This is a genomic window from Streptomyces sp. NPDC008092, assembly GCF_042957285.1.
In the GTDB taxonomy this organism is placed as follows: domain Bacteria; phylum Actinomycetota; class Actinomycetes; order Streptomycetales; family Streptomycetaceae; genus Streptomyces.
This window is the reverse complement of sequence record NZ_JBIBHY010000002.1, coordinates 714,514-730,491: the sequence shown is the minus strand read 5'-3', so window position 1 is coordinate 730,491 and position 15,978 is coordinate 714,514. Positions and strand designations below refer to the sequence as shown.

General features: G+C 71.7%; 15 protein-coding genes. 8 read left to right on the top strand and 7 right to left on the bottom strand.

Annotation, left to right across the window (positions count from 1 at the left end; translation table 11 throughout):
• Positions 1-14: 14 nt before the first annotated feature.
• Positions 15-1,199 (bottom strand): type III polyketide synthase, encoded by a 1,185-nt coding sequence (locus tag ACFZB3_RS08110; RefSeq protein ID WP_391371493.1) that lies wholly within the window; start codon positions 1,197-1,199, stop codon positions 15-17.
• 674 nt (positions 1,200-1,873) lie between these two features.
• On the opposite strand from ACFZB3_RS08110, the gene ACFZB3_RS08105 reads away from it, so the two are divergent.
• Together ACFZB3_RS08105 and ACFZB3_RS08100 are read left to right on the top strand one after the other, a co-directional pair.
• Entirely contained in the window at positions 1,874-2,293 is a 420-nt protein-coding gene (locus ACFZB3_RS08105; RefSeq protein ID WP_391371491.1) for a DUF485 domain-containing protein, read from the top strand.
• Positions 2,290-3,906, top strand: coding sequence for a cation acetate symporter (locus tag ACFZB3_RS08100; RefSeq protein WP_391371488.1), 1,617 nt, complete (start codon positions 2,290-2,292; stop codon positions 3,904-3,906). The genes ACFZB3_RS08105 and ACFZB3_RS08100 overlap by 4 nt, the downstream gene beginning before the upstream one ends.
• 163 nt (positions 3,907-4,069) lie before the next feature.
• Here ACFZB3_RS08100 and ACFZB3_RS08095 read toward each other — a convergent pair whose 3' ends face one another.
• Positions 4,070-4,276 (bottom strand): hypothetical protein, encoded by a 207-nt coding sequence (locus ACFZB3_RS08095; RefSeq protein ID WP_351715310.1) that lies wholly within the window; start codon positions 4,274-4,276, stop codon positions 4,070-4,072.
• Between the two features lie 410 nt (positions 4,277-4,686).
• On the opposite strand from ACFZB3_RS08095, the gene ACFZB3_RS08090 reads away from it, so the two are divergent.
• On the top strand, positions 4,687-6,144 hold the full coding sequence (locus ACFZB3_RS08090; protein WP_391371485.1) for a catalase: 1,458 nt from the start codon (positions 4,687-4,689) through the stop codon (positions 6,142-6,144).
• An 89-nt stretch (positions 6,145-6,233) separates the two neighbouring features.
• Here ACFZB3_RS08090 and ACFZB3_RS08085 read toward each other — a convergent pair whose 3' ends face one another.
• Positions 6,234-6,380 carry a hypothetical protein gene (locus ACFZB3_RS08085; protein WP_391371482.1) on the bottom strand — a complete coding sequence of 49 codons (147 nt, stop codon included), beginning with the start codon at positions 6,378-6,380 and terminating at the stop codon, positions 6,234-6,236.
• Between ACFZB3_RS08085 and ACFZB3_RS08080 the strand changes: the two genes are divergently transcribed.
• Together ACFZB3_RS08080 and ACFZB3_RS08075 are read left to right on the top strand one after the other, a co-directional pair.
• Entirely contained in the window at positions 6,357-6,647 is a 291-nt protein-coding gene (locus ACFZB3_RS08080) for an Lrp/AsnC ligand binding domain-containing protein (RefSeq protein WP_391371479.1), read from the top strand. The two genes, ACFZB3_RS08085 and ACFZB3_RS08080, sit on opposite strands and share 24 nt — an antisense overlap.
• A gap of 256 nt (positions 6,648-6,903) precedes the next feature.
• Positions 6,904-8,736 (top strand): arabinofuranosidase catalytic domain-containing protein, encoded by a 1,833-nt coding sequence (locus tag ACFZB3_RS08075; RefSeq protein ID WP_391371476.1) that lies wholly within the window; start codon positions 6,904-6,906, stop codon positions 8,734-8,736.
• 12 nt (positions 8,737-8,748) lie between these two features.
• Here ACFZB3_RS08075 and ACFZB3_RS08070 read toward each other — a convergent pair whose 3' ends face one another.
• Complete coding sequence (locus ACFZB3_RS08070) at positions 8,749-10,797, bottom strand: NB-ARC domain-containing protein (RefSeq protein WP_391371473.1); 2,049 nt, start codon at positions 10,795-10,797, stop codon at positions 8,749-8,751.
• A 159-nt stretch (positions 10,798-10,956) separates the two neighbouring features.
• The gene (locus tag ACFZB3_RS08065; protein ID WP_391371470.1) at positions 10,957-11,481 is read right to left on the bottom strand and encodes a MarR family transcriptional regulator; all 525 of its coding nucleotides are present in this window, start codon (positions 11,479-11,481) and stop codon (positions 10,957-10,959) included.
• Positions 11,482-11,520: 39 nt separating this feature from the next.
• On the opposite strand from ACFZB3_RS08065, the gene ACFZB3_RS08060 reads away from it, so the two are divergent.
• Positions 11,521-12,444 (top strand): EamA family transporter, encoded by a 924-nt coding sequence (locus ACFZB3_RS08060; RefSeq protein ID WP_391371467.1) that lies wholly within the window; start codon positions 11,521-11,523, stop codon positions 12,442-12,444.
• On the opposite strand, the gene ACFZB3_RS08055 is transcribed toward ACFZB3_RS08060, so the two are convergent.
• Positions 12,415-13,356, bottom strand: coding sequence for an Ig-like domain-containing protein (locus ACFZB3_RS08055; protein ID WP_391372067.1), 942 nt, complete (start codon positions 13,354-13,356; stop codon positions 12,415-12,417). The two genes, ACFZB3_RS08060 and ACFZB3_RS08055, sit on opposite strands and share 30 nt — an antisense overlap.
• A 312-nt stretch (positions 13,357-13,668) precedes the next feature.
• On the opposite strand from ACFZB3_RS08055, the gene ACFZB3_RS08050 reads away from it, so the two are divergent.
• Together ACFZB3_RS08050 and ACFZB3_RS08045 are read left to right on the top strand one after the other, a co-directional pair.
• Positions 13,669-14,142 (top strand): carboxymuconolactone decarboxylase family protein, encoded by a 474-nt coding sequence (locus tag ACFZB3_RS08050; protein WP_391371466.1) that lies wholly within the window; start codon positions 13,669-13,671, stop codon positions 14,140-14,142.
• A 344-nt stretch (positions 14,143-14,486) separates the two neighbouring features.
• Positions 14,487-14,897, top strand: coding sequence for a cupin domain-containing protein (locus ACFZB3_RS08045; protein WP_391371463.1), 411 nt, complete (start codon positions 14,487-14,489; stop codon positions 14,895-14,897).
• A 169-nt stretch (positions 14,898-15,066) separates the two neighbouring features.
• Here the strand turns inward: ACFZB3_RS08045 and ACFZB3_RS08040 are convergent, their stop codons facing one another.
• Positions 15,067-15,795 carry an NAD(P)H-binding protein gene (locus ACFZB3_RS08040; protein WP_391371460.1) on the bottom strand — a complete coding sequence of 243 codons (729 nt, stop codon included), beginning with the start codon at positions 15,793-15,795 and terminating at the stop codon, positions 15,067-15,069.
• Positions 15,796-15,978 lie beyond the last annotated feature (183 nt).

Sequence of the window (15,978 nt, the reverse complement as noted above, 5' to 3'; positions counted from 1 at the left end):
CGGCAGGGCTTCCGCTACAGCCACTCCCCTTCCAGGGCCGTGGCCGTCAGCCCGGGCGCCGCCGCGTACAGCACCGTACGGCTGCCCGACTTCTGGCCGGCGTCGTGCGCCCGGCGCAGGATGTCGAGTACGGCGGCACCGCCGCGGTTGCCCGAGGTGTAGCTGTCCCGGCTGTAGGCCAGCAGTCCCTCCGGCCACGTGGCGGGCATCGTCTGCTCCATGTACTCCAGGACCCGGGTCCCGCCGGGATGCGCCAGCAGCAGGTCGGGGTGCCAGGTGGGCCCGTCGTCCCGGTGCCGCGCGCGCAGCCACTCCCACATCGCGGCCACCGTCTCCTGTACGGCGCGCGGCCCGCGGCGGTCCATCACGAAGTGCGTGCCGTCCTCCCGGGTCTCCAGCCGGTGCAGGTCGGTGGTGCCGGGCAGGGTGTGGTGCCAGGCCGCGTCCAGGCGCAGGACCGACTCCGGCCGGGGGCGGCCGGTGACCACGACGGCGACCGCGGTGTCCGCGAAGAGCAGCCGCACGATCAGTGATTCCAGCGTGTCGTCGGCGGGCTGGTAGGTGGTGCTCAGCGCCTCCGCTATCACGACCAGCACCACCCGGTCGGGGTCCGCGGCAACCAGGTCGGCCGCCAGCGCCAGCGACCGGGTGCCGGCGATGCAGGCCCACTGGGTGGCCGGCAGCAGCAGTACGTCGTCGCGCAGCCCGAGGCGGTTGAGGAGGGACAGGTCCAGCCCCGGCAGGGCCGGGGTGGTGGAGTGACTGGTGATCAGGCAGTCCACGTCGGTGGTGTCCAGCCCGGCGGTTCGCAGGGCTTCCCGGGCCGCGTGCGCCGCGTACGTCTGCACGGCCGCCCAGGCCGGAGCGGTGCGCTCCTGGATGGTCTGCGGCGCCGGTATCGCCTCCAGCGCGGCGATCGCGCGGTTCACCTCCTGCTCGGTGAACCCGTGGCCGGCCAGTGCCGCACGGGCCGGGCCGGCGCCCGGAGTTCGCAGGCCCGTCCCGCCGCCGGGCCCGGTGGCCGTCTCCAGCGGCAGCATCCACCCGCGGGAGTCGATCCCCGTGCTCGCGGCGATGCCGTCGATCCGGGAGAGCCAGGGCGCCTGCGGGTGCCGGCCGCGCACCTCTGCGAGGATCTCGCCGGTCTTCACGGCATGTTCGCCCTGTACTACGGCTGGAGGAGTCAGATAGGCGCCCATAGCACGCATCTTTCACAGAAAGCCAGTAAATGAGTGAAGTGTCCGAAACGCTCCTGATTGCACAGGCTTGAGGTCAAGACACTGCCATTGCAATGTACTTCGCATTCGACAACTCCCGGGGCGGCCCATCTGCCAGGGAAGTCACGCCAGTTCCCTCCGGCACTTGCGCGACAGGGGCACGCGGCCGCCCGGCAGAGATCGTTGCCGAGCAAACTCCTTGCACCTTCGGGAAGTTGAGCGCCGTACGGATCGAGCCGCGCTCCGAGACCTACGCCACCCATGAAGTGCGTCACAGTCACGCCCCGCGCCGGTGGGCCAACCGGCGGGCGGCCCGGGGCTCATGGGGTGTGCGACGGCGCACTTTTCGAACGGATCGCGCCACCCCGCACGCCGCGCATGCTTCATCACCTCCCTGCGGAGATCCCGACGTCAGCCCCGCGGACCGCGGACCGTCCGCACCGAGTCCGGCCGCACCCCTGGCGGACAACGCCCACGCCGGAGACCATGGCGCCCTGCTCACCCGACCGTTCCCCCACGGCGACGACACCCCGGACGACCGGCGCACACGGCTTCGCACGACCTCCCGGCCGCACACCGTACGGCCGCCCGAACCGCTCTCCCCGCTCGCTACCCGTCACGGCCGGGTCCGCGGTCCCCATCGAGGAGTTGTCGAAATGTCCTACGATGTCCCCGATTTACCCTCGGATGGGTTTTCCTACGACCGCCCGGCCCCGACCTGGTCGGCCGACGCGGAGCCGTCCGACGGCGCTTCCGCGAACCCCCGGTCCGGTGCCCACCGCACCCTGCGCCTGCTGCGGCGCGCACACCGCTGGCACCGGCGGGTGGCGACCGTCACCGCGCTCGGCTACTTCGCCGCCTTCCTGACGCTGACCGTCAAGGCGCCTTCCCTGATGGCCCGCCCCGGCCCCGGCGGCCTGCCCACCGGGCTGGTCCTCGCCCTCGTCCAGATCCCCGTGACCTGGCTGGCGGTCCTGCTCCACGAGGCGGCCGCGCACCGCTTCGTGGATCCCCTGGCGCGGCGCGCCCGCCGTCAGACGGGCGCGGCCACGGCGGGCCGGGAGCAGGCACCGTGACCGGGCTGGGCGGCTCCGCCCAGTCCTGGTCCCTCGTCGCGTTCTGCTCGGTCGTCGCCCTCACCCTGCTCCTGTGCGTGCTCACCGGCCCGGAGGCGGACGACCTCGCCGAGTTCTACACCGGCTACCGGTCCCTCTCCCCGTTGCGCAACGGGCTGGCCATCGCCGGTGACTACATCTCCGCCGCCACCGTCCTCACCATCGGGGGGATCATCGCCCTGTGCGGCTACGACGGCATCGTCCTCGCCCTCAGCGCCCTGCTGTCCCTGCTGCTGCTGATGTTCCTGCTGGCCGAACCCCTCCACAACACCGGCCGCTACACCATGGGCGACGCGCTGGCGCGCCGCCATCCGGCCCGCTCGGTCCGCGTCACGGCCTGTCTGGTCACCCTCGCCGCGCTCGTTCCGATGATGGTCGTCCAGCTCGCCGGTGTCGGTGAACTCCTGGCCTACGTCCTCGGGTTCTCCGACGCCGGGATGCAGAACGGATGCGTGGCCGGGGCCGGTGTCCTCATGATCAGTTATGCGGCGCTCGGCGGGATGCCCGGCACCGCACTGGTCCAGATCATCAAGACCGTGGCGCTGCTCGGCTCGGGGCTGGTCGTGAGCGTACTGATCCTGCGCGCGTTCGACTGGCAGCCCCAGGCGCTGTTCCACGCGGCGGCCGGGCGGAGCGGGGCCGGTGACTCCTATCTGACCTGGGGGCTGCAGTACTCCAGCAGCCCGCATCCGGCCCTGGACATGGCCAGTACCCAGTGCGCCATCGTGCTGGGCGGCGCCTGCCTGCCGCACGTCACCATGCGGATGTACACCGCGGGCACCCCGCGCCAGGTCCGCCGGGCGATGTCCTGGGCGGTCTCCTCGGTGACCCTCTTCATCCTGATGCTCACCCTGATCTGCACCGGCGCGACCGCGCTGGTCGGTCACGACCAGATCGCCGCCGCCGACGCGCACGGCACGACCGCCTACCTGCTGGGTGCCCGTGCCGCGTTCGGAACCGGGCTGTCCCGGCCGGAGAGCCTGCTCCTCGCCACCGTCACCACCGCCGTCTTCCTCACGCTGCTCGCCTCCGTCGCGAGCATGACGCTGGCCTGCGCCAACACCCTCGCCCACGACCTGACGGCGTCCCGGGCCACTCCCCCGGCACCGGCCCGGGAACTCACCCTCGCCCGGTGCAGCGCCCTCGCCGTGGGCATCCCCACCATCTTCCTGGCCGTCCTCGCCCAGCACCGCAGCCTTCAGCCCCTGGCGACGGTCTCCTTCACCCTCGGCGCCTCCGCCATCGCCCCGGCACTCCTCTACACCCTCTTCTGGCGCCGGTACACGCGCACCGCGCTGCTGACCACCCTGGTGGTGGGCTCGCTGTCCGTGCTCGCCCTGGCCCCCGGCACCACCCTGGTCTCCGGGACACCGCTGTCCGCCTTCCCGGAAGCCGACTTCGCCTGGTTCCCCTACAACACCCCCGCGCTCGTCTCCGTACCGGCGGGCTTCCTCGCCGGCTGGCTCACCACCGTGCTGGCCGGCAGGCGGTCCGCCGAACGGGAACGCAGCCGCTACGCGTCCCACGAGCGGCATCTGCTCACCGGGCCGCCCTCACGCCACTCGCCCCGGTAGGGAGCCGCCGGGCGAGGCGGCACGGCCGGGCGAGGCGGCGCGGCCGGGCGAGGCCGCCCTGCGGCCCGGGCCGCAGGGCGAGAACCGGGTCGGGGCCGGACGAACCTGTTCGACGGACGAACCTGTTCGCCGGACCGACCAGTTCGCCGGACCGGCGGCCGGCCTATTTGGCCGGGGGACGGTCCTGCAGGCCGGTGGTCATGGACGTGGCAGCCGCGTTGAGACCCGCCACCGCGGCCTTGGGAAGCGCCCCGGCGACCTTGGTGGCGAGGTCACGGGACGGGCCGGGCCCGGTTCCGTCCGCGTGGGCAGGGGCGGCGAGAGCCACGCCCGTCAGGGCGAGCGCGGCGGCAGTGATGATCCTCTTCATGCCCTGAGGAACGACCGTCCCCGGCCGGGGACACGACCGGCGGCGGCGCACCTCAAAAACGGCCCGGGCCCCCGAGTGGCGGCTCCGGCCCGGTGGGACCACGCTGGATGCCGGAGAGCCGGGCCGGGCCGCCCGTCGGCACGGGGCTCGGGCACCGGACACCGGACACCGGGCGCTCGGTGTGCGCCTCCCCCAGGCCGGGGCACTCGCTCCGCCGGAGCCGGAGGGCTCCGGACGACACGAAGGACGCGAGGACGCGAGCACAGCTGTGCGGCTTGTCCGGCGCCGCCCCCGGGGCGCGGCCACGGGTGCCCCGACCGGCCTCCGGTCCCCGGTCCCCGGACACCGTGAGGACCCCGGGTCCCCGCGGGGACCGGCACCCCCTGCTCCGTGCGGAGAAAGGCAGAGTCATGACGCAGAAGCCACCCCTCACCACGACCGACTCCGGTGCCCCCGTCGAGAGCGACGAGCACTCGCTGACCGTGGGGCCCGGGGGACCGGTCCTGCTGCAGGACGCCTATCTGATCGAGCAGATGGCACAGTTCAACCGGGAGCGGATCCCCGAGCGCCAGCCGCATGCCAAGGGGAGCGGCGCGTTCGGCCGCTTCGAGGTGACCGACGACGTCAGCGCCTACACCATGGCAGGCCTCTTCCAGCCCGGCACCCGCACCGACCTGGTCATCAGGTTCTCGACGGTCGCCGGTGAGCGCGGCAGCCCCGACACCTGGCGCGACCCCCGCGGCTTCGCGGTGAAGTTCTACACCAGCCAGGGCAACTACGACATGGTCGGCAACAACACACCCGTGTTCTTCGTGAAGGACCCGATGAAATTCCAGCACTTCATCCGGTCCCAGAAGCGCCGTGCGGACAGCAACCTGCGCGACCACGACATGCAGTGGGACTTCTGGACGCTCTCCCCGGAGTCCGCACACCAGGTGACCTGGCTGATGGGCGACCGCGGCATCCCCCGGACCTGGCGCCACATGAACGGCTACACCTCGCACACGTACATGTGGATCAACGCCAAGGGCGAGCGGTTCTGGGTGAAGTACCACTTCAAGACCGACCAGGGGATCGAGTTCCTCACCCAGCACGACGCCGACCAGATGGCCGCCGTCGACACGGAGTACCACATGCGCGACCTGTTCGAGCACATCCGTGACGGCCAGTACCCCAGCTGGACGCTGTACGTGCAGCTCATGCCGTACGCGGATGCCGCGGGTTACCGCTTCAACCCGTTCGACCTCACCAAGGTGTGGCCGCACGGTGACTATCCGCTCGTCCCGGTCGGGCGGATGACCCTGGACCGCAATCCGACCGACAACCACGCCGAGATCGAACAGGCCGCGTTCCAGCCCAACAACTTCGTCCCCGGGATCGGGCCCAGCCCGGACCGCATGCTGCTGGCCCGGCTGTTCTCCTACGCGGACGCCCACCGGCACCGGATCGGCGCCAACTACCAGCAGCTCCCGGTGAACGCGCCGATCGTAGACGTCCACACCTACTCCAAGGACGGGGCGATGGCGTACCGCAAGACGTCCGACCCGGTGTACGCCCCGAACTCCAAGGGCGGTCCGGTGGCCGACCCCGCCGCCTTCGGGCCGCCGCCGACCTGGGAGGCGGACGGCGAGATCGTCCGTGCCGCGTACGTCTCCCACCCCGAGGACGACGACTGGGGTCAGCCCGGCACCCTGGTCCGGGAGGTGCTGGACGACGCGGCGCGCGACCGGCTGGTCTCCAACGTCGTGGGGCATCTGCTCGACGGCGTCAGCGATCCGGTCCTCCAGCGGGCGTTCACGTACTGGTCGAACATCGACGAGACGATCGGCAAGCGCATCGCCGACGGCGTACGCGCCAAGGGCGACTAGGCGCTCCGCCGGAGGTCCCGCAAGGTGCCGTGCGAGCCGAGTGCTCGCACGGCACCGCTGCGAGCGGGTCCTGGCCGGCCGCGAGGCGTTCACAAGGCCGTGCAGAGCAGCAGCAGGAAGGCGAGGGTGCCGGGTACGACGGTCAGCGCGGAGCGCATCATCACGGCGGCGGCCTGCGGACGGACGGCGTCGTCCGCGGCTACCGGGCCGAGGTGGACCTGGCGGCTCTGGGGCACGGCCTGGAACTGCTCAGCGACATCCGCCTGCGGGAGGGCGTCGACCGCACCGCCTTCGAGGCCCGGCTGCACGACGTCCCGCAGGTCGTGGCCGCGATGCGGTTGACCGGGGACTACGACTACCAGCTGCGCGTCGCCTGCGCGGACGCCCGTGAGTTCAAGAACGTCGTCGACCGGCTCAAGGCCGGCCTCGGGGTACGGGAGGCGCGCAGCCGCCTGCTGCTCCACGAGGTCCCGCTCGGCCCGGACCGCCTCCTGAGCCCCTGACGGTGTCCCTGCCGGTGTCCCGGGCGGCCCGAACTCCCCATGCCCGGACACAGGTTCACGTTCCCGGTCTGGTCCGAACCAAAAAAGGAAACAAACATTGACGCACTCGAACAGCGTGCGTAGGTTCCGGGCGAGCCGATCGAAGAGCTGTGCCGCCGCACCCTCGGTGCGGCCCGCCCCCACTCCAGCTTCGAAGGGACGCGCCATGCGGGGTTCCCCGTCCGCCTGGAATGTCATGACCTCGCCAACACCATGGATGCGAAGGTCCCCGGTGGTCGCCGTGCTGGCGTCCCTCGGACTCGCTCTCGGGCTGCTGCTCGGGTTCCCGGCGGCCTCGCAGGCCGCCGGCTCGCTGCCGTGCGACATCTACGCCGCGGCGGGGACCCCGTGCGTGGCCGCGCACAGCGTCACCCGCGCGCTGCTGTCCTCCTACGACGGCCCGCTCTACCAGGTGACCCGCGTCTCGGACGGGGCCACCGCCGACATCGGGCTGCTGGCGCCGGGCGGGTACGCCGACGCGGCGGCCCAGGACGCCTTCTGCGCCGCCGACGGCGGCTGCCGGATCACGAAGATCTACGACCAGAGCGGCCGGCACAACGACCTCACGCCCGGACCCGCCGGCACCGCGGGCACGGGTGCCGACCGGGGTGCCGACGCGTCCGAGATCGCCGTCACCGCGGGCGGCCACAAGGTCTACGGGCTGTGGATCTCGCCCGGCGTGGGCTACCGCTACACCGGCGTCGCCTCGGGGGTCGCCGTCGGCGGACAGCCCGAGGGCGCCTACATGGTGGCCAGCGGCACCCATGTCGGATCGGCCTGCTGCTTCGACTACGGCAACGCCGAGCGCACCCCGGCCGACACCGGCAACGGGCACATGGACGCCGTGTCCATCGCTACCACGTGCTATTTCGCGCCCTGCACCGGGAGCGGCCCGTGGGTGGAGGCCGACCTGGAGAACGGCATGTTCCAGGGCGACAACGGCTCCAACACGGCGAACCGGGGCAACGGTTCCGCCTTCGTCACCGCCGTCCTGAAGAACAACGGGCAGACCCGGTACGCGCTCAAGGGCGGTGACTCCCGGTCCGGCGGGCTGTCCACCTGGTGGGACGGGGCGCTCCCGACCCGGGGCGGGTACCAGCCGATGCAGCAGGAGGGCGGCATCATCCTCGGCATCGGCGGCGACAACAGCAACTGGAACCGCGGCACCTTCTTCGAGGGCGTCATGGTCTCCGGCTATCCCACCGACGCCGCCGAGAACGCCGTGCAGGCGAACATCGTCTCCGTCGGCTACAGCGGCGGGACGGACGTGCCGAACGGTCCGCAGGGGACGGTCACCGGACCGGGCGGCAAGTGCGTGGACGTGGCCGCCGACGACACCGGCACCGACGGCGCCGCCGTACAGCTGTGGGACTGCCAGACGTACGCCGAGGACCAGCACTGGACGCACAACCCCGACGGTTCCCTGTCCACGCTCGGACGGTGCCTCGACATCGAGGGCAACGGCACGGCCGGCGGGGCGAAGCTGGAGCTGTGGGACTGCAACGGGGTCGGCGGCCAGAAATGGGTCCAGCAGGCCGACGGCTCCCTCCTCAACCCCCAGTCCGGCCGCTGCCTCGACTCCCCCAGCGGCGCCACCGCCAACGGCACCCGCCTGCAGATCTGGGACTGCAACGGATCCGGCGCACAGAAGTTCTCGGTGAACGGCGGAGGGCCGGTCAAGGGCCCCGGCGGCACCTGTGTCGACGTGGCCGCCGACGACACCGGTGGCGACGGCGCCGCCGTGCAGCTGTGGGGCTGCCAGTCGTACGCGGTCGACCAGCACTGGTACCACGGTTCGGACAACTCCCTCTCCACACTGGGACGTTGCCTGGACATCGTCGGCAACGGCACGGCGAACGGCGCCAAGGTCGAGCTGTGGGACTGCAACGGGGTCGGCGGCCAGAAATGGGTCCAGCAGGCCGACGGCTCCCTCCTCAACCCCCAGTCCGGCCGCTGCCTCGACTCCCCCAGCGGCGCCACCGCCAACGGCACCCGCCTGCAGATCTGGGACTGCAACGGATCCGGCGCACAGGCCTTCGCGCTGAGTTGACCGCCGGCGGTGTCACTCCTCCTCGGGCACCGGGCCGCCGTTCGCGCCCCAGGAGACGAGTGAACGTGCGTCGCTCAGGGCCGCCCGGCGGAAGGTCCGGCCGTAGCGCCTCAGTCCCATGCGGCGCACGAGCCTGTCCTCGCACTCGCTGCGCAGCGCCGCCATCTCCGGTGTGCCGCGCTGCGGGTGCCCGACCGTCTCCCAGAAGCGCGTGGCCGCGCCGAAGGCGTAAGCGGCGGCGGGCTCCTCCCCCGCGTCGGCGAGGGCGATGGCGAGGAGATCCATGACCATGGCGATCCCGAAGGCGTCCCCGATGTGCTGCTTGGCGTCGAGGGCGGCCCGCGCGTGGCGTACCGAGTCGTGCGGGCGGCCGGCGAGGAAGGCGATGAGGGCCAGCTGGTGTTCGGCGTAGGAGCGGGTCCAGTGCTCGTCCAGCGCCGCGCACAGGTCGCGGAGTTCGAGGGCCTCGTGCCGGGCCTGGTCCAGCCGGCCGGAGCCGGTGAGCCCGAAGACGTGGACCAGGCGGCACAGGACCGTCGGTGCGGTCAGCTGGTCCGGGCGGGTGGCGCCGGCGCCGGGCTCCGTCGTCTCGACGCCGTTCACCGCGGCGAGGGGGCGCCCTTCCAGCAGGTGTAGCAGGCCCTCCAGGTAGGCGGCCCGCCCCAGCCCCTCGGCGTCGAGAGCCTCCGCGGCGGCGCGCCGGCACGCGGCGGCCGTCTCGTGCGCCGCGGCCTGCTCACCCTGCAGGGTCAGGGTCAGCCCCAGGCTCCACAGTCCCTGCACCCATGTCTCGTCCCGGTCCCGGGCGGCCGGCACGGTCGCCGTCTCCAGGTACTGGCGGGCCTCGTACAGGTAGCCGGAACAGACCCAGAAGAAGGTGACGTTGCCGATCATCTCCAGGGCCGCGGCCGGGTCGGTCGCCAGGAGGTGGTCGACCGCCAGCCGGATGTCGGAGTGCAGGAACCCGATCCGCCGGTACCAGCCCCGCTGCGCCGGACCGAACCACTCACGGTGGGCCCGCCGGGTCTGGGCCAGCACGTACTGGGCGTGCCGGTGGGCGAGTTCCTGCTCGCCGCCGAGCTCGGACAGCCACATCCGGCCGTACTCGCGTACGGCGTCCAGCATCCGGTACGCCCCGTCCTTGCGGACGACGACGGACTTGTCGCACAGCGAGACGAGCGTCCACCCGACGCTGCCCGGTGCCAGCGGGGCGCCGCCGGCCAGCTGTCCCGCGAGTTCGTCGTCGAAGGCGGCGGGCAGGTAGGAGAGCCGCGCCCACAGCAGCCGCTCCTGCGGGGTGCACAGCTCGTGGCTCCAGCCGATGGTGGTGCGCAGGGCCGCGTGCCGGGGCGGCCATCTGCGCGTCGGTGCCGGTGGCAGGTCCACCAGCCGGTACGGTCCCGCGCAGAGGTCCGGCAGCGACATGCTCCGTAACTGGCCGGCCGCGAGCTCCAGTGCCAGCGGGAGCCGTTCCAGCTGCTCGCACAGGTCCACGGCCAGCCGCCGGTCGGTGTCGTCGGCGAGCGGGCTGCCCGCCGCCGCGGCACGGTCGGCGAACAGGGCGACCGCTTCCTCGACGGAGGCGAACGGCTCGATCTCGACCACCGCCTCGCCGCGCACCCGCAACGGCTCCCGGCTGGTGGCCAGGATGCGCAGGTTCGGACAGGCCGTCAGGAGATCGCCGGCCAGGTCGCGGCACTCGGCCGGCAGGTGCTCGCAGGAGTCGAGCACCAGGAGCGTCCTGCGGTCGCCGATCCACGCGCAGACGGCGTCCGCCGGCAGCCGCGAGGTGTGGTCGGACAGCCGCAGCGCGTCCGCGACGGTGGCCGCCAGCAGGTGTGCGTTGCGCAGCGGGGACAGGTCCGCCCAGGCGACCTCCGCGCTTCCCCCGCCCGCCGCCTCGCCGAGGGCCACGGCCCGCTGGGCGAGCCGGGTCTTGCCGACCCCGCCCGGGCCGCTGAGCGTGACCAGTCTGCTCCCGCCCAACACCGCGGCGATCCGGTCGAGTTCCGCCGCCCGGCCGACGAACGAGGTTTCCGCGTCCCACATCATCCACACCATGCCCACATCCTCCTGGCGGGCCGGCGCACGATGAGCCGATCACGGCATTGCCGGGTCCCCCGCTCCCCCGGCCTCTACTCTGGACCGAGCCCTGCCGTGCGCGCGCGAGGATCACCCGTCCGAGTGAACAGGTGATCGTGCCCGGGTACCGGGGGCCGGTCACTCGCCGCCGGTCGGACGCGGGTCCTCCACGCGGGAGAGCCAGGTGGTGAGCAGCGTTTCGAGCGCCTCCGCCTCGGCGGGGGCCAGCAGGTCCACGAGGCGGCGTTCGTTGCGCATGTGGTCGGTGAAGGCCTGGTCGACGAGTTCACGCCCCGGCGTGGTGAGGGCGACGATGCGGCCGCGCTGGTCGTCGTCGGAGCGGCGGCGGGTGACGAGTCCGGCCCGTTCGAGGCGGTCGATCCGCTTCGTCATCGCGCCGGTGGTGACCATGGTGTGCGCGGCCAGTTCGCCCGGCGCCCGCTCGTAGGGCTCCCCCGCCCGGCGCAGGGCGCACAGGACGTCGAACTCCCCCTCGCTGAGGCCGTAGCGGCCGTAGACGAGGCAGAGCTCCTCGGTGAGCCGGCCGGCCAGGCGGTGCAGCCTGCCGATCACCCCCTGCGGGCCGATGTCGACGTCGGGCCGCTCACGGCGCCAGTCGGCCTGGATGCGGGCCACGCGGTCGATGGGTTCACCGTGCTTCATGCACCCATGATAGCTTCCCGGGAAGCTATATTGGCTTCCATGGAAGCTAATTCGCGTTGGGTGGCGATCACCGCGGTGGCGCCGGTCGCCTGGGGTGCCAACTACTACGTGACACACGAGTTCCTGCCGGCCGGCAGCCCGCTCTACGGGGCCGCCCTGCGGGCGCTGCCCGCGGGGCTCGTCCTGCTGGCCCTGCGCAGACGGCGTCCGCACGGTGCGTGGTGGTGGCGGTCCGCGGTGCTCGGGCTGCTGAACATGAGCGTGTTCTTCGTCCTCGTCTACGTGGCCTCCCAGCTGCTTCCGACGAGCGTCGCCTCGACCGTCATGGCCGTCTCGCCGCTGACGATGATGCTCATGGCCTGGCCCCTGGTGTCCGAGCGGCCCCGGCCCGCCCAGCTCGCCTGCGCGGTGCTCGGACTCGGCGGGGTCTGCCTCATGCTGCTCACGGGGGTGGCGGGCGTGAGCGTCGCGGGCGTCCTGGCCTCGGCCGCCGCCATGGTGGTGTCGGCCTTCGGGCACGTCCTGACCAAGCGGTGGAGCGCCGGTACCGACGTGCTCGCCTCGACCGCCTGGCAGCTCACGGCCGGCGGCCTCTTCCTGCTCCCGGTCGCGGCGGCGGTGGAGGGTCCGCCGCCCGCGCTCTCCGTACCGGCGCTGCTCGCGTTCGGCTACGTCTCCCTGGTGGCCACCGCGCTGGCCTTCGTCGCCTGGTTCACCGGGCTACGGCACCTGTCCGCGGGAACGGTCGGGCTGATAGGCCTGCTCAACCCCGTCACGGGCGTCCTGCTCGGTACGGCGGTCGCCGGAGAGGTGCTGACCGGCCGTCAACTGTGCGGGCTCGTCCTGGTGCTGGCCGGAGTCGTCCTCGGCCGGCCCAGGCGGCAGGGTCCGCCGCCGCTCCCGGAGGAGCGCCGGCGACCCGCCCGTCGCGCGTCAGAGCGCCGTGGACGTCTCCTGTCCTGAAGCGCTGCCCGTGAGCCACTGGTCCCAGCCGAGGTTGAAGTCGGCGTAGCCGTTGTCGGCCGGCGCCTTGCCCCGCGGGGAGCCGGTGATGGTGACCGGGTCGCCCTGCTTGACCTGGCCGTAGAACCACTTCGCGTCCGACAGGGACAGGTGGACGCAGCCGTGCGAACCGCGGGCGCTGCCGCTGCCCGGGTTGGGGTCGCCGGTCGAGAAGTGCACGTAGGTGCCCGACTGGGTGAGGTGGACGTCCCAGGGCAGCGTCAGGTCGTAGAAGTTGGGGCTGCCCTTGTCACAGCTGATGCCGACGCTGCAGGAGGTCATGTGGACCTTCTCCTGCTTGTCGATGACGGCCATCGTGCCGTCCCACGTCGGGTACTGGGGGCTGCCCGCGTTGATCGACAGGGTCCGTACGGTCTGGCCGTTGCGGGTCACCTTCATGGTGTGGCCGGTCACCGAGACGTCCGCCCGCACGTCGTCGCCGATCGTGAAGGTGTGCGTGTAACCGTGCACGCCGTAGCGTCCGTTGCCGTTGCTGACGCCCGTCATGTCGGCGTCGATCCGTACCTTCGTGCCGGAGGGCCAGTAGGCCTTCGGCCGCCAGTCGGCGCGCCGGTCGCCCATCCAGTGCCAGGCGCCGACCACCGGCTGCGAGGTGCTGACCTTCATGTGCTTCTCGACCGTGGCCCGCGCCTTGGCCGCCACCGGGTTCGTGAAGATCACCGAGATCGGCATGGCCACGCCGACCGTGGTACCGGTCTGCGGGGTGATCGTGTCCAGCAGCATCGGCGGACCCGCGGGCTTCGTGGGACTGGGCGAGGCGCTCGCGCTCGGCGTCCCCGACGCCTTCGCATCGCTCCCGCTCGCCTTGTCGCTGCTGCCCCCGCCGCCGCAGGCGGTCACGCCCACCAGCATTGCGACCGTACCGACTGCGATGCCTATGCCGCCCTTGCGCCGTCCCACGCCCTGCCCCACTCACTCGTCTCGCTCCGCGGCCTCGACAGGCCCCACAGTCCGTCAGACTGCCGCAGCACCGGTTCCAGTTCCCCGGGGGACGTAAAACATGGATCAAGACTCGGTACGCGCCACCGGCCAGGACAGGACGCCCCGAGGCCGGCGCGAACCAGACCGGAGGAGCCGGAGACCCACGTCACAGTGCACTGGGTGTCACACCCCGCCAGGCTGTCCGGTCAGTAGTGCGTACCAGCAATTCTGCTAGGAGGACCGATGGACGCACGTCTCGACTACTACGGCAATCCCTTCGCGGGCAAGGTGCTGAGGCATCTCCTCTCGACCAGCAAGGTGCTGTCGGACTCGACGCTGCCGGCCACCGTTCAGCATCTGGTGGAGGTCCGCGCCAGTCAGATCAACGGCTGTGGCTTCTGCACCGACATGCACACCAAGGAGGCGGCCCACTCCGGGGAAACCTCGGTGCGGCTCAACCTGATCGCCGCCTGGCGGGAGGCGACGGTCTTCACCGAGGCCGAGCGCGCCGCGTTGGAGCTGGCCGAGCAGGGCACCCGCATCGCGGACGCGGCCGGCGGGGTCACCGACGAGGCCTGGGCGAACGCCGCCCGTCACTTCGACGAGGACCAACTCGCCGCGCTGACCACCCTCATTGCCGTCATCAACGCCTACAACCGCATCAACGTCATCACCCGGCAGCCGGCCGGCAGTTACAAGGTCGGCATGTTCGGCTGAGCCGGCACCGGGGCCCGGCCGGACGCGGACAGTCCTTGTCGGCGTCCCCGCTGCCCCCGTCGGGGAGACCGGCTTGCGGACACCGGCCGATGACGCTCGGCCACCTGGTCGGCCGAGCCGGTTTTCTTCGCCGCCCGGTACGGCATTCACGGATGTCGACACGCTGCGCCTCGCTACCGGAAAGGCGGGAGCGACGTGGCCGCGTCCGGCCGCAAGGCAGGAAGCTCGTGGCGTGTCACAGATGTGGGCCGTGCCTTGTCTTCACTGTGAAGCAAGTTGTCGTGAGCCCGGAACCGCCGACGCGAGATCGTCCGTTCCGGGCAGGTCTACGGAGGTGTGGCACCATGCACGAAATGCACTCGGAGGACGGTTTCGGACCCAGGATGCTGGCGGACGTCAAACCGCCCTTCATTCCCGAAGGCGCATCCGGAATGACCGTCCTTGTCGAGTGGGCGCCCGGTCACCCCGGCACTCCCCCGCACCGCCACTCGGGGCCGTGCTTCGGCTACGTGCTCGAAGGAGCGGTCCGGTGGGAGCTTGAGGGTGAGCCGGAGCGCGTGCTCCAGGCGGGCGAGACCTTCTGGGAGCCGGGCGGTGAGGTGATCCACTACCAGAACGGCAACGCCTCGGCAGACGCGCCGGCCAAGTACATCGTGTTCATGATGTGCGCGCCGGACCAGCCGATGCTCACCCTGGTCGACGACGAGGAACTGGAGAAGCGGGCCCACCTGCGCGCCCCGCGCCCCACCGCCTGACCTCCGGCCGCGCACGGTCCGGTTCCGGACGGAGCGTGCGCCGCAGGCTGACGCACCGTTCGCAGCCGCGGCCGGTTGCGCACTGCGGCGACACCGCCATGGCGAGTGCCATGGCGGTGTCGCCGCTGGTGCGGTCCGCCGGCATCGTTCCTTCGAGGGTGAGAGTTCGTCAGGAGAGCCAGTCGCTGTAACGAGTGGGCGCGAGGTGGGCGTTCTTGTCGGTGAGGACGTCCCCCTTGACCAGGGCGAACATTCCGGCGGTGGGGTCGGTGACGACGGTACGGTGGTCGCCCTTGCGGGACAGGGTGATCCGGCCCAGTTCGTCCAACGGGAAGATCTCGGGGCCCGCGATGTTGCGGATCCCGTTCAGCGGGGCGCCCGCGGCGACCTCCGCGACCGCTGCGGCCACGTCCTTGGAGGCGATGGGCTGGATGGGTGTAGTGGGCAGCCGGACGCTGTCCGCGTCTGCGGTCCACGAGAGAACCGCGTCCAGGAAGTCCATGAACTGCGTCGCTCGGACGATCGAGTAAGGAATCGGCCCGTCCGCGAGGATCTTCTCCTGGAGCGCCTTGGCGCGGTAGTAGTCCAGCCCTGGCACCTGATCCGTGCCGACGATCGAGAGGATGACGAAGTGGCCGACGCCGCCCTTGTCGGCCGCGGCCAGGAGGTTGTCCATCGAGTTCTGGAAGAAGGCGAGGGAGGCGTCGTCGAAGGTCGGGGAATTCGTCAGGTTGACGACTACATCGGCTCCCGCCATCGCCGCGTCCAGCCCCTGCCCGCTGATGATGTCGACCCCTGTGGACTGCGAGTGCGGCACCGCCTCGTGCCCGGCAGCGTTCAGGTTCTCGACGACCTGCGACCCGATCAGTCCCGTACCGCCGATGACTGCGAACTTCATGAGATGCCTTCCGCCGGTAGTGCACCTGAAGTGAGACATAAACCACTATATGTGTGCAATATGGGTTCGGCCTGGACAGTCCGGGGCCAGGACAGGTGACGACCCCACGCACCCGGGAACCCGCCTCGATCGCCAGCGTCGAAGCGGTCGCCGGTCCGGCCGAACCGTCCGGGGATCGCCGTG